This window comes from Stutzerimonas stutzeri, from assembly GCF_000952685.1.
Taxonomy (GTDB): Bacteria; Pseudomonadota; Gammaproteobacteria; order Pseudomonadales; family Pseudomonadaceae; genus Stutzerimonas; species Stutzerimonas stutzeri_E.
This window is the reverse complement of the sequence record NZ_JYHV01000030.1, coordinates 14,557-34,179: the sequence shown is the minus strand read 5'-3', so window position 1 is coordinate 34,179 and position 19,623 is coordinate 14,557. Positions and strand designations below refer to the sequence as shown.

17 protein-coding genes are annotated in these 19,623 nt (G+C 60.5%); 8 read left to right on the top strand and 9 right to left on the bottom strand.

Annotated features, from left to right (window positions below; translation table 11 throughout):
* Positions 1-26 precede the first annotated feature (26 nt).
* Complete coding sequence (locus tag UF78_RS16550) at positions 27-386, bottom strand: MGMT family protein (protein ID WP_045163322.1); 360 nt, start codon at positions 384-386, stop codon at positions 27-29.
* Positions 387-525: 139 nt separating this feature from the next.
* Between UF78_RS16550 and UF78_RS16545 the strand changes: the two genes are divergently transcribed.
* The gene (locus UF78_RS16545; RefSeq protein WP_045163321.1) at positions 526-1,530 is read left to right on the top strand and encodes a DUF481 domain-containing protein; all 1,005 of its coding nucleotides are present in this window, start codon (positions 526-528) and stop codon (positions 1,528-1,530) included.
* A gap of 59 nt (positions 1,531-1,589) precedes the next feature.
* On the opposite strand, the gene UF78_RS16540 is transcribed toward UF78_RS16545, so the two are convergent.
* Positions 1,590-2,348, bottom strand: coding sequence for an SDR family oxidoreductase (locus UF78_RS16540; RefSeq protein WP_045163320.1), 759 nt, complete (start codon positions 2,346-2,348; stop codon positions 1,590-1,592).
* 99 nt (positions 2,349-2,447) lie between these two features.
* Between UF78_RS16540 and UF78_RS16535 the strand changes: the two genes are divergently transcribed.
* The 5 genes from UF78_RS16535 to UF78_RS16515 all read left to right on the top strand — a co-directional run bounded on the left by UF78_RS16535 (position 2,448) and on the right by UF78_RS16515 (position 6,462).
* On the top strand, positions 2,448-3,152 hold the full coding sequence (locus tag UF78_RS16535) for a HugZ family protein (RefSeq protein WP_045163319.1): 705 nt from the start codon (positions 2,448-2,450) through the stop codon (positions 3,150-3,152).
* A gap of 126 nt (positions 3,153-3,278) precedes the next feature.
* On the top strand, positions 3,279-3,743 hold the full coding sequence (locus UF78_RS16530) for an FxsA family protein (RefSeq protein WP_045163318.1): 465 nt from the start codon (positions 3,279-3,281) through the stop codon (positions 3,741-3,743).
* 250 nt (positions 3,744-3,993) lie between these two features.
* The gene (locus tag UF78_RS16525) at positions 3,994-4,287 is read left to right on the top strand and encodes a co-chaperone GroES (RefSeq protein WP_003294630.1); all 294 of its coding nucleotides are present in this window, start codon (positions 3,994-3,996) and stop codon (positions 4,285-4,287) included.
* A 57-nt stretch (positions 4,288-4,344) separates the two neighbouring features.
* Positions 4,345-5,997, top strand: a complete 1,653-nt coding sequence (gene groL / locus UF78_RS16520; protein WP_045163317.1) for a chaperonin GroEL — start codon at positions 4,345-4,347, stop codon at positions 5,995-5,997.
* 234 nt (positions 5,998-6,231) lie between these two features.
* Positions 6,232-6,462, top strand: a complete 231-nt coding sequence (locus tag UF78_RS16515) for a hypothetical protein (RefSeq protein ID WP_025242763.1) — start codon at positions 6,232-6,234, stop codon at positions 6,460-6,462.
* A gap of 56 nt (positions 6,463-6,518) precedes the next feature.
* Here the strand turns inward: UF78_RS16515 and UF78_RS16510 are convergent, their stop codons facing one another.
* The 7 genes from UF78_RS16510 to UF78_RS16480 form a co-directional block, all read right to left on the bottom strand.
* On the bottom strand, positions 6,519-9,569 hold the full coding sequence (locus UF78_RS16510) for a multidrug efflux RND transporter permease subunit (RefSeq protein WP_045163316.1): 3,051 nt from the start codon (positions 9,567-9,569) through the stop codon (positions 6,519-6,521).
* A 28-nt stretch (positions 9,570-9,597) separates the two neighbouring features.
* The gene (locus UF78_RS16505) at positions 9,598-10,752 is read right to left on the bottom strand and encodes an efflux RND transporter periplasmic adaptor subunit (protein ID WP_045163315.1); all 1,155 of its coding nucleotides are present in this window, start codon (positions 10,750-10,752) and stop codon (positions 9,598-9,600) included.
* A 302-nt stretch (positions 10,753-11,054) separates the two neighbouring features.
* Complete coding sequence (locus UF78_RS16500) at positions 11,055-12,680, bottom strand: methyl-accepting chemotaxis protein (protein WP_045163314.1); 1,626 nt, start codon at positions 12,678-12,680, stop codon at positions 11,055-11,057.
* 122 nt (positions 12,681-12,802) lie between these two features.
* Positions 12,803-13,897, bottom strand: a complete 1,095-nt coding sequence (locus UF78_RS16495; protein WP_045163313.1) for a DUF1513 domain-containing protein — start codon at positions 13,895-13,897, stop codon at positions 12,803-12,805.
* Between the two features lie 2 nt (positions 13,898-13,899).
* Positions 13,900-14,973, bottom strand: coding sequence for an imelysin family protein (locus UF78_RS16490; protein WP_080890647.1), 1,074 nt, complete (start codon positions 14,971-14,973; stop codon positions 13,900-13,902).
* A 42-nt stretch (positions 14,974-15,015) separates the two neighbouring features.
* On the bottom strand, positions 15,016-16,431 hold the full coding sequence (locus UF78_RS16485) for a di-heme oxidoredictase family protein (protein WP_045163311.1): 1,416 nt from the start codon (positions 16,429-16,431) through the stop codon (positions 15,016-15,018).
* 171 nt (positions 16,432-16,602) lie between these two features.
* Positions 16,603-17,946 (bottom strand): imelysin family protein, encoded by a 1,344-nt coding sequence (locus UF78_RS16480; RefSeq protein WP_045163310.1) that lies wholly within the window; start codon positions 17,944-17,946, stop codon positions 16,603-16,605.
* A 184-nt stretch (positions 17,947-18,130) separates the two neighbouring features.
* Here UF78_RS16480 and UF78_RS16475 point away from each other — a divergent pair, with 184 nt between their 5' ends.
* Positions 18,131-18,703, top strand: coding sequence for a LemA family protein (locus tag UF78_RS16475; RefSeq protein ID WP_045163309.1), 573 nt, complete (start codon positions 18,131-18,133; stop codon positions 18,701-18,703).
* Positions 18,704-18,717: 14 nt separating this feature from the next.
* Positions 18,718-19,590 carry a GIDE domain-containing protein gene (locus UF78_RS16470; protein WP_045163308.1) on the top strand — a complete coding sequence of 291 codons (873 nt, stop codon included), beginning with the start codon at positions 18,718-18,720 and terminating at the stop codon, positions 19,588-19,590.
* Positions 19,591-19,623: the final 33 nt, after the last annotated feature.

The window sequence follows — 19,623 nt, the reverse complement described above, 5'->3', positions numbered from 1 at the left end:
ACGGTTATAAACATGAAGCGCGCACTCTACCCGCTGTGCTCCGCCGAATGCCAGCCATGTCGACGTATGTCCACGCGGTCATTGACGATGGTTATCCCCTCGGCACGCAGGCGCATGCGCTGCTCATGTCCGGCGGCGCTTCCCGCGGGTAGGCTGAGTCGTCCGCCGGCTGCGATTACCCTATGCCAAGGTAGGCGGGTGCCCTCGGGCAATTGCGACATCAGCCGACCAACCCAACGCGCCGCGCGACCCAGCCCGGCCATGCTGGCCAGTTCGCCATAGCTCACCACTTTGCCCTCAGGGATTTGCGCCATGACCAGATAAACAGCCGCGCGGCGCGATTCGGCGTCGGCCGCAGGCGGTAGCAGAGGGGGTTGTTCGATCATGGAATGTCCTGTGCGTATGGGGCTTGGAGCTCTCTTGGCTGAACTCGGTTGCTATTCGGCGGTCAGTGCTTGCTGTGATTCAACGCATAAGGATAATGCCAGCCTTTCTATCCCCATCTGTCCAGAAATTCAGCCTTCTATGTTTTCCAGAACCTTGCTTTGCGTATCACTTTCGCTCTTCTCCTTGCCATCGCTCGCCGATACCGTCTGGCTTAAGAATGGCGATCGCCTGACCGGCAAGATCAGCGTGCTCGATGGTGGAAAATTGCTGATCGAAACCGACTATGGCGGCTCGATTCCGGTGAAATGGAGCCAGGTCGCGACACTGGAAAGCAACCAGCAACTGCTGGTCAAACAGGACGATGTGACCGGGGAACTAGCCAAGTCGCTCCAGGCCGCCGACGATGGCAAGGTCACACTTAGCAACGGCGGGGTACCGCGTACGGTCCCGCTTTCCAGCATCACCCAGATCATTCATCCGAAACCGCTGATCCAGGATCTGACCTGGAAGGGCAACATCGATGTGGCGATGGATTACAAGCGCGCCGAAACCGATACCGACGACTACGACGTCTCCTTCGATACTTCCGCACGCCATGGCCTCTGGCGGCACAACGCGACGGCCAATTACAACCGCGAATATCGCGACGGCGTTACTGCGACGGACAATTGGGACGCCGAATATGCGCTCGATCGATTCCTCGATGAGCACTGGTTCTGGCAGGGGCGTCTGGAGTACAAGCGCGACAAGGTGGAAGACGTCCGTCGCCAGCGCACACTGGGTACCGGCCCGGGTTATCAATTCTGGGATAACGATCTGGGCGCCTTCTCCCTGGCCTCGCTGATCAACCGCAGTGATTATGAATTCGCCGATGGTGGCACGGAAAATTTCTACTCGCTGGCAATGAAGTGGAAGTACAACCGTTATCTGGTGGGTAAGACGTTTGAGCTGTTCAGCAACGGGGAGATTGGCAAACCGCTGGAAAACGTCGCCGATTACGAACTCGATGCAGAGGTGGGATTGCGTTACAAGGTCACCGACTGGGCCTCGTTGAACATGAAAGCCGAAAAGGACATCGTCAGCGGTGCTGAAAGCGACATGGATGAAACGCGTTACAGCATCGGCTTTGGGGTGGGCTGGTAAATCAGCTGCAAGAAGAGCGACGAGCGCTTCGACTTGCAGCTTGGCCTGGTGTCGCCGCGTTACATCCGCAAGCCGCCGTCCAGCTCAAGAATGCGTCCGGTGTAATAGTCGTTCTCGAAGATGTAGGCGACCGAATGAGCGATCTCCATCGGTTTGCCGAGTCGCTTGAGCGGAATACCGGCAGTCATCTTTTCGAGTGCTTCGGGCTTCATACTGGCGACCATCTCAGTCTCGATGAATCCGGGTGCGACGCCAGCCACCCGTATGCCATAGCGCGCCAGTTCCTTGGCCCAGACAACCGTATCCGCTGCAACGCCAGCCTTGGCGGCCGAATAGTTCGCCTGGCCCATGTTGCCGGCGCGTGAGATCGAAGAGATGTTGACGATCGCACCTTGGCGCTTCAGTTCGATCATTTTCGCGGCCACTTCGCGGGTGCAGAGGAACACGCCGGTCAGGTTGACGTCGATTACCGCCTGCCACTGTGCCAGGCTCATCTTCGACAGTTCGCCATCCTTGAGTTTGATGGTCAGGGCGTCGCGCAGGATGCCGGCATTGTTGACCAAGCCATCCAGTCCGCCGAAATCTTCGCTGACTTGGGCAACCATATGGCTGACCTGTTCTTCGTTGGCGACGTTGCATAGATAGGCCCGCGCATCGCCGCCGGCGCTCTTGCACGCTGCCACGGCCTCATCCAGACGCTCCTGGTTGAGGTCCACCAGCGCAAGGCGGGCGCCCTTGCCGGCGAGGTATTCACCCATCGCACGTCCCAGCCCCTGACCGCCGCCCGTGATGATGATGATCTTGTCTTTTAACTGCATGGACCATTCCTTCTTGATGAGGATGCCGGTAAACGACGCCCGCCGACGAAACCGTTATGCTGGTGGCCCGTTGAATCAGATAAGCCTTCGAGGAACACCGTGAGCGCTGAAGCCGCCAAGCATGCCCGACAACTCCTGCTCAAGGAATACCGCGGCGTGCTCTCGACGCACTCCAAGAGCATGCCCGGATTTCCTTTCGGCTCCGCAGTCCCCTACTGCCTGAGCGAGCAAGGCTGGCCGCTGATCCTGATCAGTCGAATCGCTCAGCACACCAAGAACCTCCAGGCTGACCCGCGCTGCTCGTTGTTGATCGCCGAGCGCGGTGTAGAAGATGTGCAGGCCAACGGTCGTCTTACCGTACTGGCGGAGGCTAGGGTGCTCACCGGGGCACAGGCCGTAGACGCTGCGGCGCAGCGCTACTACCGCTATTTCCCGGAGTCGCGTGACTACCATCGCGCGCATGATTTCGACTTCTGGGTGCTGCAACCGGTGCGCTGGCGCTACATCGGGGGCTTCGGCGCGATTCACTGGTTGGACGACGTGGCGCAGGCCAATCCATTTGCGCAGACGGACGGTGGCGAGGGCGAGATGCTCGATCACATGAACAGCGACCATGCCGCGGCGATAGCCCATTACGTCGTACGGGCAGGCCTGCCATCAGCGCCTGAAGCCAGCATGGTCGGTATCGACAGCGAAGGCTTTCACCTGCGCATCGGTCAGGCCATACACTGGCTGGCATTTCCAGATCCGTGCCACAACGCGGGCGCGGTGCGGCAGGCGTTAGTCGCGATGGCGCGGCGCTGATTCAGCCTGGCGTAAGCGCAGGGGTGAATAATCCGGTTACAGCCTGTTCTCTCGATGGGTTGAATTCGGTTCAGGCTGCCGTCATCTACACGAAATCGGAAGCCGTTCTTCCGTCAAGGACTATCGATGCGTATTTTCTTACTGCTGTTTCTTCTGTTTCCGCTGGCTGAGTTGGCGTTGTTGATCAAGGTCGGCAGCTCGATTGGCGTATTGCCGACCATACTGTTGCTGATTATCAGCGGCATGGCCGGCATCCTGCTTTTGCGTCTGGCAGGCTTTGCCACCGCCTGGCGTGCACGTGAGCGGTTGGCTCGTGGCGAGCTGCCGGAGCAGGAGATGCTTCAGGGACTGATGATGGCCGTCGCTGGCGGCTTGTTGTTCCTGCCGGGCTTTCTCAGCGACATCGTCGCGCTGCTGGTGCTGTTTCCGCCGTCGCGCAAGCTGTTTCTCCGTTTCGTCGGCCGTCGTGTCGAGGCTCAGGCCCAACGCCGTCGTGCTTTTGCCGATGATCTGCGTCAGCAACAGGAGCGTCACGCCGGACCCCAGCGACCGAATGTGATCGAGGGCGAGTGGGAGCGTCGCGACAAGTGATGCTGACCGTTCGAGAAAAGGCATGCACAGGCATGCCTTTTTCATTTCTCAATTCAAAAAAAATCAGCCATGCGCCCTTGAAATCATTTTTCCGCGCCCGCATGTAGCGGTCACCGCAAGGTCGCTGTCGTGTTCGACAGTCCGTCTTCTGCGGCTCGCATTGCGGGCCGCAACCGGCACCGCCGGATTTGCCCAACCCGCCGATGAGTATGCATCGGCATGGAAACCACTGTACTAGGAGAGATCGACAATGAAGCTTCGTCCTCTGCATGACCGCGTCGTGATTCGCCGCAGCGAAGAAGAAACCAAAACCGCAGGCGGTATCGTTCTGCCGGGCTCCGCTGCCGAGAAGCCGAACCGTGGCGAAGTCGTCGCCGTCGGCACTGGCCGCGTTCTGGACAACGGCGAAGTACGCGCCCTGGCCGTCAAGGTCGGTGACAAGGTCGTCTTCGGCCCTTACTCCGGCAGCAACACCGTCAAGGTCGACGGTGAAGACCTGCTGGTGATGAGCGAGAACGAGATTCTCGCCGTCGTCGAAGCCTGATCAGCGCTCGCTTTAAGCGAACTGCGTTCCATCAACAGAATTTGAGGAAGAATCAACATGGCTGCTAAAGAAGTTAAGTTCGGCGACTCCGCTCGCAAGAAAATGTTGGTAGGCGTTAACGTCCTGGCTGACGCGGTGAAAGCGACCCTCGGCCCGAAAGGCCGTAACGTCGTCATCGAGAAAAGCTTCGGCGCTCCGACCATCACCAAGGATGGCGTTTCCGTTGCCAAGGAAATCGAGCTGAAGGACCGTTTCGAGAACATGGGTGCGCAGCTGGTCAAGGACGTTGCTTCCCGTGCCAACGATGACGCGGGCGACGGCACCACCACTGCCACCGTTCTGGCTCAGTCGATCGTCAACGAAGGCCTGAAGGCCGTCGCTGCTGGCATGAACCCGATGGATCTGAAGCGCGGCATCGACAAGGCGACCATCGCCATCGTCGCTGAGCTGAAGAATCAGTCCAAGCCATGTGCCGATTTCAAGGCCATCGCTCAGGTCGGCACCATTTCCGCCAACTCCGACAGCTCCATCGGCGCCATCATCGCCGAAGCCATGGAAAAAGTTGGTAAAGAAGGCGTGATCACCGTTGAAGAAGGCTCGGGCCTGGAAAACGAACTGTCCGTCGTGGAAGGCATGCAGTTCGACCGTGGTTACCTGTCCCCTTACTTCATCAACAAGCCGGACACCATGGTGGCCGAGCTCGACAGCCCGATGCTGCTGCTGGTCGACAAGAAGATCTCCAACATCCGCGAACTGCTGCCGGTGCTGGAAGGTGTTGCCAAGGCCGGTCGTCCGCTGCTGATCGTTGCTGAAGACGTTGAAGGCGAAGCCCTGGCTACCCTCGTCGTCAACAACATGCGTGGCATCGTCAAGGTTGCTGCCGTCAAGGCGCCTGGCTTCGGCGATCGTCGTAAGGCCATGCTGCAGGATATCGCCATCCTGACTGGCGGTACCGTGATTTCCGAAGAAGTCGGCCTGAGCCTGGAAACCGCTACCCTGGAGCACCTGGGTAACGCCAAGCGCGTCGTGCTGAACAAGGAAAACACCACCATCATCGACGGTGCTGGTCAGCAGGGCGACATCGAAGCCCGCGTTGCGCAGATTCGCAAGCAGGTCGAAGACACCACTTCCGACTACGACAAAGAGAAGCTGCAAGAGCGTCTGGCCAAGCTGGCTGGCGGTGTTGCCGTAATCAAGGTTGGCGCCGGTACCGAAGTCGAGATGAAAGAGAAGAAGGCCCGCGTTGAAGACGCCCTGCATGCTACTCGTGCAGCCGTCGAAGAAGGCGTGGTTCCCGGCGGTGGCGTTGCCCTGGTGCGCGCTCTGCAGGCCATCTCCGAGCTCAAGGGCGACAACGAAGACCAGAACGTCGGTATCACCTTGCTGCGCCGCGCCGTTGAAGCGCCGCTGCGTCAGATCGTATCCAACGCCGGTGGCGAGCCGAGCGTTGTGGTCGACAAAGTCAAGCAGGGTTCGGGCAACTACGGCTTCAACGCTGCGACTGACGAGTACGGCGACATGATCGAGATGGGTATTCTCGACCCGGCCAAGGTTACCCGCTCTGCTCTGCAGGCCGCGGCTTCCATCGCCAGCCTGATGATCACCACCGAAGCGATGATCGCTGAAGTGGTTGAAGACAAGGCTGCTGGCGGCGGCATGCCGGACATGGGCGGCATGGGCGGTATGGGTGGCATGGGCGGCATGATGTAAGCCAGCCGGTCCCGCTACATGAAGAGCCCCGCCTAGTGCGGGGCTTTTTTATGCGTGGTTTTCCGCGCAGAAGGTTCTAGCGGTTACTGCCTGTGAGCGTCCTGTCTCGCCAATTGATACGGCGTTAGCGGAGCGCTCTGCTCAAAAATTGACCATTTATCATTTTCTTCAACGCACAGCTCGATTGTGGACTATGGTGAGCATTCGAATCACCTAATAACAAAGGCTTGCGCGATGAAGCTTGAATTTGCACGAGGATTGTTTCTAGCCGGCTCACTGGGTGTCGCCTCCCTGTGTGCCGCCGCATGGAGCGAACCGGACGCCAGGGTAGTGGCGCGTAGCGAAGTCAGTGATCACTGCCCGATTCCGCGCATGGCCCAAACCTCGATTTGGGAAGCGCGTCCCGATAAGGATCTATTGTTATTCATGTACGGCATGTCGCAAAGCTTGGTGGGCCGAGGCTAGCCGCGCCTGATACAAGCCATCCGCCCGGCGCGAGCGGATGGGATATCCGATTTGCCTCAGGCTGCTGTTTGAGCTGCCGTCGTGGCGCGCTCGGGGCTTGCCAGCATCGTATAAACGGCAGGCAGGACGAACAGCGTGAACACCGTGCCGACCGTCATGCCGGTTGCGATTACCATTCCGATATCGAAGCGACTGACCGCGCCCGCACCGCTGGCTAGAATCAATGGCACCATGCCGAATACCGTCGCCGCCGTCGTCATCAATACCGGGCGCAAGCGGATCGCCGCCGCTTCTTCCACGGCCTCGCGACGGCTCAATCCGCGTTCCTGGCGCAGCTGGTTGGCGAACTCGACGATCATGATGCCGTGCTTGCTGATCAGACCGATCAGCGTCACCAGCCCGACCTGGGTGTAGATGTTCATACTCGACAGGCCCAGGAACAATGGCACCAGCGCGCCACAGATGGACAGCGGTACGGTGACAAGAATCACCAGCGGATCGCGGAAGCTCTCGAACTGCGCCGCCAGCACCAGGAAGATGACAGCCAGGGCGAGGGCGAAGGTCGTGTACAGGGCGGTACCTTCCTGGATGTACTGGCGCGATGCGCCGGCATAGTCGAACGTGAAGCCCTGTGGTGCTTCTTCTTGAGCGATGCTGCGCAGCGTGTCGATGGCTTCGCCCATGCTGACGATCGGGAAGCCCTGAATCGTCGCCGCGTTGAGTTGTTGGAACTGTGCCAACTGGGTCGGCCGTGCGCGGTCATGAACCGTGATCAGGGTGGACAGCGGTAACATCTCGTCCCGGTCGTTTTTCACGTAGTAATTGCTCAACCAGCCCGGGTTATCCCTATAGGCCTGTTCGACCTGGGCGATCACCTTGTAGCTGCGGCCCTCGATGGTGAAACGATTGATCTCGCTTTCGCCGAGCAGGGTGGCCAGGGTCATGCCGAGGTCTTCCATCGTCACGCCCATCTGTGCAGCTTTTTCACGGTCGATATCGACGACGATCTCTGGCTTGTCGAACGCCAGATCGATATCGAGAAAAGCGAACTTGCCGGACGCCTCGGCTTTTTCCTTGATACGCTCGGCGACCTGCAGCAGGGATTCGTAGTCGTTAGCCGTGTTGATCACGAATTGGAACGGCAGCCCCTCGCCGGTGCCGGGCAGGGAGGGCAGGTTGAAGCCGAAGACTTGCAGCCCGGGGATCTGATCGATCTTTGCCTGGACCAGCGGAAGTACTTCCATCTGGGTTCGTTCCCGTTCGTCCCAAGGCGTCATCAGGAACCCGCCAATGCCGCTCTGCACGCCGTTGAAGCCGTTGATCTGGAACCAGGAGTAGTACTCTGGGAACGACTTGAAAATCTCCAGGAACTGATCGGTATAGGTGTTCAGGTAATTGAGGTTGGCCGTTTGCGGCGAGCTGGCCATCATGAAGATGATGCCCTGGTCTTCCTCAGGTGCCAGTTCGCTTTCGGTGAACTTGAGCAGTACCGGAATCAGCCCGAGCACGATCAGGGCGAAAACCAGCACCACCGGACGCGTGTTCAGCGTGCCATGCAGCGCGCGCTGGTAGCGCACTTTCAATCGATCGAAGACCAGATCCAGGCGGTGTGCCAGGCCCGTCGGGTTTTCTTCATGACGTAGCAAGCGCGAGCACATCATCGGCGACAGCGTCAGTGCGACCACGCCGGATATCAACACTGCACCGGCCAATGTCAGCGCGAATTCTTGGAATAGCGCACCGGTCAGACCCTGCAGAAAGCCGATCGGCGCGTAGACGGCCGCCAGGGTAATGGTCATCGTGACCACTGGCATGGCGATCTCACGTGCTCCATCAATGGCCGCCTGGAACGGCGTTTTGCCTTCCTCGATGTGCCGATGGATGTTTTCCACCACTACGATCGCATCGTCCACTACCAGCCCGATTGCCAGCACCATGGCCAGCAGCGTCAGCAGATTGATCGAGTAGCCCATGGCTTGCATGAAGAACATTACGCCGATCATTGAAAGCGGAATGGTGACCACCGGAATCAGCACCGAGCGCAGCGATCCCAGAAACAGGAACACCACAACGATCACGATGACCACTGCTTCGGCGAGCGTTTTCACTACTTCGTCAATGGAGGCCTGGATGAAGCGTGTCGCATCATAGGCGATGGTGACTTTCAAGCTTGGCGGCAGTTGCGATTCGATCTCCGGCATGATCGCGCGCACTTCCCTGATGACGTCCAGCGGGTTTGCGCTGGGGGTCCCCTTGACACCGATGTAGACCGAGGGAATGCCATCGAAAGAGCTGATTGCGTTGTAACTTTCGGCGCCCATCTCCACCCGCGCCACGTCGCCGAGCAGCACGCGGCTATCGCCCTGGGTCTTCAACGGTATGGCGGCGAAGGCCTCAGGCGTTTTCAGTTCCGTGTCAGCGTTGATACTGGTGACGACGTATTGCCCCTTCACCTCACCGGCGGCAGCTAGAAAGTTGTACTTGCGCACCGCCTCGTTCACATCGCTTGCGGAGAGGCCGTAGGCGGCGAGTTTCACCGGATCCAGCCAGAGGCGCATGGCGAACACCTGATTGCCAAGGATCTCCGCCTCAGCCATCCCGGGCAGGGTAGCCAACTTCGGCTGGATGACCCGAGACAGGTAATCGGTGATCTGCGGATTGGTCAGCTGTTCGCTATAGAAGCTGATGTACATGAGCGCCGTGGAATCGGCGGCCTGCTTGTTCAGAACCGGGTCCTCGGCATCTTGCGGCAACTGGTTCTTCACCGAGTTGGCCTGGCTCAACAGCTCGGTGTAGAGCCGGTCGGTATCGGCTCCGATCCGCGCGTAAACCGAGATGACCGAGAGGTTCTGCTGGCTCACCGAAGTCATGTAATCCACGCCTTCGGCGCTGGCCAGACTCTGTTGCAGGGGCTGGGTGATATAGCCCTGGATGGTTTCGGCGTTGGCCCCGGGGTAGGCGGTGGTCACCGTGATCAGCGCGCTCTCCATCTGCGGATATTGGCGAATCACCAGGCTGTTGAACGCCTGAAAGCCGAGCAGCACGATCAACAGGCTGATCACGCTGGCCAGCACCGGACGGCGAATGAATGGATCGGTAAAAGCCATGACGATCTATGTCCCTGTAGTCGACGCCTCAGTGAGCGTCGGACCCGCTGTTTGGCTTGAGTTCGAGCGTGCGCTTCTTGGCGATCGCGACGTGGGCACCGGTATCCAGTTTGAGCTGGCCGGCGACAACCACCTGCTCACCAGCCTCGAGCCCTTCGAGGATCACCACACGGCCGTCGCGACGCTCCCCGGTCTCGACAAAGCGCCGTTCCACCACCAGATAGGGTTCGCTGCGCTCGGGCGCTTCGGTGCCTTCCTCGGGCTCGGGCGCCTGACCTTCCTTCACCACCAACACCGAGTTGCCATATAGCGTGTAGGTGATCGCGGTTTCCGGCACGACGACTTGGGGTTCTTCGCTGGGCAATAGCACCTGCAGATCGGCGAACATGCCGGGCAGCAGACGCTCGCCGGGGTTGGCCAACTCCGCGCGGACCTGCACGTTGCGGGTGGTGGTTTCCACCTTGGGATTCAGAGCGACGATCTTGCCCTCGAAACGCTCACCGGGAAACGCGGCGACCTGAACCCGCACGGATTGGCCGATGGCAAGCAAGGGAACCTGCTGTTCGGCCAGGTAGAAGTCGACGAATAGAGTCGACAGATCCTGCAGCGTGGCGATCGGTGTGCCGGCAGCAACGAAGTCACCGACATCCACCTGACGGATCCCGATCGTTCCAGAGAAGGGCGCAAGAATGCGTTTTTTCGCCAGGCTGGCCTTCAACTGTGCAACGGTGGCCGCTGCCTTCTGCGACTCGGCATTCAGCCGGTCGAACTCGCTGCGTGAGATGGCCTGGCGATCAATCAAACTGCGTGCGCGCTGAAATTCCACTTTCGCTAGATGCAGGTCGGCTTCGGCGGCAGCCAGGCTTGCCTGCTCGATTTCACTGTCGAGCAGAACGATCGGTTGGCCCTTGCTCACCTTTTCACCTGAGCGGAACTGTACGTCACTGATGGTGCCGGCAATCTCTACCGACAGATCAATGCCCTGAGATGCGGTGAGTGTACCGATCGCCGGGATCCGGCTCTGCCAGGGCTGACGGCTGGACTCGACGGCCTCGACATCGATTGGCGGCTTCGGTGCATTGAATTGCTGGATTTGCGAGTAGATCGAATTGAACTTCAGGGCAGCGAGGATCAGTACGACGACGATCACCGCGCCAAGCATGAGCAGCATGCGGCGCAACATTTTCCATATTCCTTGGAGAGATGAGCCGGCTGACTACTGCCAATTAATGAGGCAGCCGTTCGAGTACACACAAGTGACCGATTGCCGGCCTGACCGGGGTATCGATCTAAGGTAGTTCCGGCAATGCGCCGGGAAACAGCGAAAGTAGCCTCGAATAAGACGCGTGTAAAGGGATAGGTAGTGAAGTCCGCAGCACGCTGTAACAAGGTGTGGAATTGGCGAGGTAGAGCCCCTGAAGGACAAGGGCGAGAATCATGCAACGACCCCTGCCTAAGAAGCCGTTGCGTCGATTGCGAGCTGCGTCAGCCCGCGAGGCGGTGCGTCACTTCGCTGAGCTGGGCCGATAGGCTGTGCAGGTTCTGGCTGGCCTTTTCGGTGCGCTCGACATTGTCCTGGTTGGTCGTGGCGATGGCCGTTATCTCGGTCAGGTTCCGCGAAATGTCCTCCGCCACGGAGGTTTGTTCCTCGGCGGCGGTGGCGATCTGTCGGTTCATGTCGCGGATCGCTTCGACTTCACGAGTGATGCGCTGGAGCATCGAACCGGCTTCCGTCACCTGTTCGACGCCTTCGTCGCTGCGGTTCTGACCGCTTTCGATCGCACGCACCGCGTCCACTGCACCGGTTTGCACCGTGTCGATAATCTGATGAATTTCGGCAGTCGAATCAGCGGTGCGTCTGGCCAGCGTGCGCACCTCATCGGCAACCACGGCGAACCCGCGGCCAGCATCGCCAGCACGGGCGGCCTCGATGGCTGCGTTCAGGGCTAGCAGGTTGGTTTGATCCGCGATGCCTCGAATGACGTCCAGTACCTTGCCAATGCGCCCGCTGTCGGCCTCGAGGCGTCGGATGACGTCGGCGGTGTTAACGATCTCGCCGCGCATGTGGGCGATTGTCTGGATGGTCGAACGCATCATGTTCTCGCCCTGCTGCGCCGAATGATCGGCTGCATCCGCTGCGTGTGCGGCCACGGCTGCGTGGCGTGCAACCTCCTGCGCGGTAGCCGACATTTCGTGCATGGCGGTGGCCACCTGGTCCGTGCGCGAGAATTGCTCGCGTGTGCCTTGGCCCATCAGCGTGGCGATGGCGTTCAACTCGCCACTTGCATTATCCAGGTCCGAGGTGCTGCGTTGCAGGCGGGTAAAGGTATCGGCGAGGAAGTCGCGGAGCACGTTCGCCGCGACGGCCAGACGCCCTAGTTCGTCGGTACGGGACGCATCGACGCGCTCGCCGAAGTTACCCTGGCTGAGCTTGGCGATATGGTCGATCAGATGGCGAATAGGGGCGATCAGGTTGCGATTGACCAGCCACAGGCTGAGCAGACTGATCAGCGCACCAGCGGCAAGCATGATCAGCGAGCCGGTGATGATCGCTCGTTCGGCGTCACGGCTGATTTCTTCCGAGCTGCGCTGCGCAGCGTCACGCAGATGAGCGACCAGTTCGCTGAGCTGTTCACTGGTGGCGCGGTCGATACCTTTGACCGCGGCGTCACCAGCGATTGGGTCGGCGTCCGCGGCCAGGAACGCTTCGCGGCCGCTGCGATAGGCTGCGCCCAGCTTTCGATGTTCATCGCGCAATCCCTGGATCTGGCTCGCCAGCGTTTGGTCATGCTGGCTCGCCTGCATGAGTGTATCGAGCAGCGTTTGGACCTTGCGTTCCTGTTCTTCGAAGCTCTGCCAGTACTTGCTCAGGTGCTCGGGTGACTTGCCGCGCAGCAGCACGTTCTTCCATTCCTGGACTTGGATCTTGAATTCAAGGTTGGCTTCATTGATAAGGCGCGAGGTTTCGATCGGACCTTTGAGCAACCTTTGGAAGGCAGAAATATCCTCGGAGAGGAACGAAAAGCTGGCCAGAGCGATGACCAAGGTCATCAACAAGCTGCCGCCAATCAGCGCCAGCAGCTGAGCACGCAGGGAGTTTTTCAGGAGCATCGTGAGCGTCTCGCATCGTATGGAAAGCACTTGCGACGAGCGCAAGGGGCGTCGGGCGGCTATCGGAATAACCGCTCGGGTCGGCCAATCTTTCGGCGCGCCGCTTCGATACTTGAATGCTTTCAGACCAGGCGCAGGTGGTTATCCCATAACCCCGCGGGCAGTTGCAGCGCGGTGCTGACGAAGCGCTTTGCGCTGCAGTCGACCAACCGGCAACGGCCTTGCCCGGAGCTCACCACGAATCCTTGCGCGACGGCCGCGACCCCGGCGCAATCCGGCAGGTGGATTTCCTCGCGCAGTGCGGCGCTGTCCAGGTCCCAGAAGAACACCTTGTTGCCGCGCGGTGCCGTTACGGCCAGCAGACGCAGGTCGTCGTGAATTGCCAGACTGGCGGTGTATTGGTTCATCGTCTGGCGCTGCGCTTCTCCCAGCGGGAAGGCCTGGAAGGCTTGGCCGGGGCGTTTGATCGCCAGCAGTGGGACCGAATCCATGGGGTCGCCTTCGTACTGCTGCCCGGAAACCACCGTGCCATCGGCCGCAACCGCCAGATGGCGCACACTGTTCATCTGCTCAGGCAGTTGCTCCTTGCTGATCAGCGTGCCATCGCGACGCAGCAGTACCAGGCTCGGTTCCATCGCTTCGAGGTTCATCATCTTGCGACTGTCGGCTTCGGTGCGTATGCCGCCGTTGGCGATTACCAGCGTCTCGCCGTCCGGCATCCAGAGCAACTGATGCGGGCCTATGCCATGGGTCGTATGCTCGCCGGTGCGAACCAGCCGGCGTTCTTCTACACGATAAATGCCGAGCACGCCGCGGCCGGCGTCGGTCGTGTCGTTCTCAGTGGTATAGAACCAATCGCCGCTGGAATGGAACACACCGTGGCCGTAGAAATGTCGATCGGAAGGCGAGGCCAGCACCTGCAGCAGCGTCCCGTCACGGCTGTCGATCAGATAGCTCTCACGGCTGGGCCGGCGCCCGACGAATACCGCCAGAGGCAGGTGCGGGTGGGCGTAGACGTCATGGCAGCGCTCGTTGACCGGGGTGACGAACGCTCGAGTGCCGTCGAGCCGATAGCCGACTGCATAGTGGCGGCCGTCGGCATCGTCGCGCGCGGAGAGCAGCAGCGGTTGCTCGGTGTACCGTGTGAGTGTCCAACCGCCGACAGCGGAGGCTGCAACCAGGGCGCTGCCCAGACCGAGGAAGGCGCGGCGTCTCATGGTCAGTCTCCGTCGTGGGCGTTGAAGCCGATCTGTACGCCCAGCGCTCGGGCCAGTTCGTTCTGGTGCAGGCGATGCAGGGCGTCGATGTCCTGGTACAACTCGTTCAGTCGCTCGCGTCCGGCGTCGTCGGCAACCAGCTCGCTGAACGGCAGCATGATGTCGGCCAGCTGCTTACGGGTTGTGGCGTAGGCGACGTCTATACGCTTAATCAGATCCGCTTGTTCGGCTGGGACCAGATGCTTAAGGCCATTATCGTCGCCGCCTTGCCATAGTCGTTGCGCGCCGGCGAGGGCCGCATCGATACTTCCGAGCGTGGCATCGCTGCGCCAGGCCTCGGCCTGGAAAGGTTGTGGGAAGCCCTTGCTCTGACGGCCCAGCGGCGCGCCCAACTTCTTCTTCAAGCCATCCAGCGCCGTGACCTGCACGCGCAGCAGATCGGCGATCGCTTCCTGCGATTCGCTGTAGCGCTCGTTGGGAAACTCGCTTAGTTGAGCGGCCATGCCGTTTTCGCCTTCCCACTCCTGGAGGGTGTCGGCGGCGAGTTGCTGCTGGTGCTCGCCAATCGCTTCCAGCAATCGGCAGTAACGCGTTTTGGTCTGGCTGTCGTTCAGGTCGACCGCCTTGTCGTAGAGCACGTATTCGTATGCAGAAAGGCCCTGCAGGACGACACTGCCGTTCTCCAGGTCGGCCTGCGTCAGCTCGGGTTTGTTTTTCAGCAGGGCGGTGATCTGCCGCCCAACCAGGTTCTTCTTGTCGGGCCAGAACTGCACCTGCCAGGCGCGGTTACCTTCGCCCATTGGCCCGATCAGCATCGGTTGCAGACCTGCCCAGGCGAACTGGGCCTTCAGGAAGGCTTCGCGCGCATTCTCCAATTCCTCGTTACCGGCGCAGAAGGCGATGCTACTGGCGGCCATGCGCCGGTTGGTTTCGGCCCACTGGGTGTAGCTAGGAAGCAAAACGTCCGCGGCCAGGGTTTTGCTGGTCTCGGCAAATGGATCGGATGGCGCGCAGGCACTGAGCAGCAGGCCCAGTGCGGTGGCGGTGAACCCTGAAAGATAACGGTTGGCGTACATGTTGCTCCTCGGCAAGGCCGGACAGCTCTGGCTGGTCCGACGCTAGAGTGATTCGAGAAAAGCCAGCAGGGCGCTGCGCTCGTCTTCGTCGAAGTCGAGCACCGACTGCTTGGCCTGTTCTGCTTCGCCGCCGTGCCAGAGTACGGCTTCGAGCAGATTGCGGGCGCGTCCGTCATGTAGGAACTGGGTGTGCCCGCTAATCGTTTCGGTCAGACCGATGCCCCACAGCGGCGGCGTTCGCCATTCGCTGCCGCCGGCTTCGAACTCGGGACGGTGGTCGGCAAGCCCTTCGCCCATGTCATGCAGCAGCAGATCGGTGTAGGGGCGGATCGTTTGGTTCGCTAGCTCGGGCTCGGCGGCATCGCCGGTGGTGAACTGCGGAACATGGCAACTCTGGCAACCGGCTCGGTGGAACAGCGTCTTGCCTGCCAGTACCTGGGGATCGTCGACGTTGCGCCGCGCTGGTACGCCGAGATTGCGAGTGTAGAACAAGACCAATCCGAGAATGTGATCGCTGACTTCGAGCTCGCCGCCATCGGGCATCGCCAGACAGTCCAGCTGCCTATCGGTGCAGCTGCTGCCCGTGAAGAGACTGGTCGTCAGGCCCATGTCATTGAAGAAAGCGTCGGCGTTCTGCTGATTCAGGTTCGGTTGTCCGGCCTTCCAGCCGAAGCGGCCCATCACCGTCTTGCGCGTGACCTGGTCGAAGACCCGGTTGGGCCGACCGGAGATACCATCGCCATCGCGGTCGTCCGGATCGGCGTGGGCCAGCAGCGCGGACTCGGGAATGGCTTCCAGCAATCCGAGACCGATCATGGCCGGTGCCACACGGACGGAGAATTGAGTGTGGGGATGCATCGGGCCGTAACCCAGCTCGACGATTTCCAGCTGTGGGATTCTCAGCTCGACCTCGAAACCGTCGGAGAAACGTTCATACCGGGTGCCATAGCTCAGCCGGACCTTGCCTTCGGGCGCCACACCGGGGATTGCCATGTCCTGCAGCTGACCACCATAGGTGGGTTCTGGTGCGATGCCCCGTTGCGCGACGACTTCGGTGTGTTCAGCGCTGGCAGGAATCGACAGCCGTACCAGCATCGACACGGCATTGCCGCGCTCGGTTTCTGCCGGGCGGCCGCGGCCATCCTTGATATGGCAGTTCTGGCAGGCGTTGGTGTTCATCAACGGGCCGAGCCCGTCGCGAGCGGTGGTTGATGACGGGGCGATTACCCAGGGATTGCGGAAAAAGCTGTTGCCGACGCTGAAATCCAGGCGGCGTAGCGGGCTCAGATTGGCCGAGGGCAGCGAAAAAGCGTTCTGATCGAACTTCATCACCGTGGCGCTACCCGCGGAAAGAGCCTCCCCAGGCTCTGCTTGTGTAAAACGCGGTGTCTGCTCTTCGCAACCGATCAGGCCAAAGGCCAGCAGCAATGCGACGGCAGCACGAAAAAGCGGGTGCATCGGTGATACCAGGGTCGTGACAGGGCAGCAATCTTAGCAGGCTAATAGAGTCTGAATAAGAGCAATTTGCATTTGCCGATTTCTCGTGTGGCCAAACGAACGCTGGTCGCGTTCGCGGGAAGCAGGGAAGAGGGCGACAGCGCGCCGCCCTCTATTTTCACGAGCGCCGGATCAGAACTGATGATCAGCCGTGTCCGGGTTGAGGTCGCTGATGCCCAGTGCGGCAGCGGCTTTCTCGATGGATGCGGTCTGTTGCACCAGCGCAGCGATCGCGGCCCGTACCTTTTCCTGGCCTTCTTTATTGTCGGGCGCGATCAGTTGATCGAAGGCTTCGCCGCCTTCGGCGCTGGTGACCAGCACTTGCAGTTTGGCTTCAGTGGTTTCCAGATCGGACTTCAGCGTAGTGTCGGTCTGCGGATCGACGCCTTCGACCAGCGATGCCAGGCTCGCACCGTTGAGTGTGGTGCCGTCCACGCGCTTATATTCACCGAGGTAGACGTTACGGATGCCCTTGGCGTTATAAAAGTGCGAGTTATGCGTGTTGTCGCTGAAGCAATCGTGCTCGTCTTCCGGCGAGTTGGCTTCCAGCGCGACCTTCATGCGTTCGCCGGCCAGCTCGCCGAGCGACAGGCTGCCCATGCCGAAGAACATCTTGCGCAGACCATTTTCCGCGGACTCGCTTTCCAGACTGGCGCGGTAGTTGTCAGCGACGCCGGCTCGCCACTCGCCGACCATCTCTTCGAGATCGCTGACTACCAGTTGGGTTACGGCTTTGAGGTAGGCGCGGCGGCGATCGCAGTTACCACCGGTGCAGCCGTCACCCTCGATGAAATCGCTGACGGGGCGTTGACCCGCGCCGGCCTCGGTGCCATTCAGATCTTGGCCCCAGAGCAGAAATTCGATGGCGTGGTAGCCCGTAGCGACGTTGGCTTCGGCCCCGGCCAGTTCGTTCAGGCTGGCAAGCTTCTCGCCAGTGATTTCGCTGACGTCGATCTTGTCTTCACCAACTTGCAGTTCCTTGTTGGCGATGATGTTGGCGGTAGCGCCCGGATTGCCAAGGGCGTGTTGATAGTCGCCTTGGACGTAGTCGATCATGCCTTCGTCCAGCGGCCACGCGTTGAGCTGGCCTTCCCACTCATCCACTACCGGATTGCCGAAGCGGAACACTTCGCTCTGCATGTACGGCACGCGGGCCGCCAGCCAGGCGTCCTTGGCAGCCTGCAGGGTTTCCTCGGTCGGATTGGCGAGCAGGGCGTTTACCGCATCCTGCAATTTCACGGCAGTGCTATGTGCATCGCTGAAGACGGCATGCGCGATATCTGCGTAATGCTTGACTACTGCCTGCGCAGCCTCGTCGTTCAGGGTCTCTTTTGCTGGTGCGCTCGTGGCCGGTTCACTTTGAGTGGCCTGCGGAGCGGCAGGCTGTTCGGCGGGCGCCTTGTCTTCGCCGCAACCAGCGAGTGAAATAGCGACAGCCAACAGGCTGGCGGTGGCCCAGACGGGGGTGCGTAGCATGGCGGGTTCCTTTGCTTGCAGAGGGTATTTGCGAATGTCGATAGCGAGTACCAGACGATCCGATGCGGGTCATAATGCGAAAGATTTGCATTTTGTGCAAAGGAATTGCGTGGAACAGATCGCGCTTCGCTGAATGCGGTGCCGTTAGAATGCCATCCCGATAGTTGGATTCTGGAGAAGCCCGATGAGCCTGAGCGCTGTGGTTGCATTGGTTGTGCTGTTTCTTGTCGCTGCCTATGCGGTGGTTCTCTACAACGGTCTGGTGCGCCTCAAGCACGGCGTCAGCAAGGCCTGGTCTAACATCGACGTACTGCTTCGCCAGCGCCACGAGGAACTGCCGAAACTGGTCGAGACCTGCAAGCAATACATGCAGCACGAGCGCATTACCTTGGAGCAGGTCGTCACTGCGCGCAATGCCGTGGCCAATGCGCGCGAACAGGGTGATGTCGGTGCCTTAGGACAGGCTGAAACCGGACTGCGCGCCGGTCTGGGGCGGCTGTTCGCACTGGCCGAGAATTATCCCGAGCTGCGTGCCAGCGAGAGCTTTCGGCATCTGCAGCAGCGCATCAGTGGATTGGAGAGCGGCATCGCCGATCGCCGAGAGCTGTATAACGAATCGGTCAACCTGAACAACGTACGCATCGAGCAGTTTCCCGATGTGTTGCTGGCGCGCGCCTTCGGCTTCCGAGAGGCCGAATTGCTGCAGTTCAGCGAGGCGGAGAAGGCCGATGTCGACCTCAAACCCCTGTTCGGCTGAGCGGGGTCGGGCCGATGCTGTTCATTGGTGTGGCGATCGGCATGTGCCTGATGGGTGGCTGGCTATGGATCAGTCGCTGGTCGAAGCTGCGCCATCTGCTGGACACACCTACCTCGAAGATTCGCTCGGCAGCGCAGGGCTACGTCGAACTTACCGGGGTGCTGCGAGACTTGCCTGACGTGCCGTCCTTGCAGGCGCCACTAACGGCCAAACCCTGTCTCTGGTGGCGCTACCGTATCGAGGAATATCGCGCCAGTGGCAAGCGCAGCAGTTGGCGGATCGTCGAGCAGGGCAGCAGCGAGAGCCTGTTGCGTTTGTGCGATACGACCGGGGACTGCTTGATTGATCCGCGCGGCGCCGAAGTGCTGCCGGCACGACGCGATAGATGGACTGGTGATCGGCGTCATCCCTGGGGACTGCCGATTCGCGGTGTGCTCGATTGGCTGACCGGTAGCCGCCAATATCGCTACACCGAGGAGCGACTCCACGCCGATGAGCCGCTTTATGCGATCGGCGATTTCCGCACCGAAGGCGGCGGCCGGCAAGGGCTCGACCTTCATACCGCCCAAGGGCAAGTAGTGCGGGAATGGAAAGAAAACTATGCCGGGCTGCTGCAGCGCTTCGACAACAATCGTGACGGCCAACTCGATCAGGCTGAGTGGGGCCGTGTGCGTCTCGCGGCGGGCCTCGAAGCAGAACGACGTCATCGTCTTGCCAGCACGCAGCGGGCTCAGCACCGCCTCGTGCGCCCCAATGAGCCTTTGCCGTTCGTGTTATCGAGCCACGGTGAGGAGGTTCTCGCGCGGCGCTATCGCTGGCATGCCGCGGGCGGCGCTGCGTTATGCCTTTTGGGTGCGGTGATGCTGGCGTCCCGGTTGGGCGGATGAGCCGTTGAAGCGCAACGGATGCCCCCAGGCCTG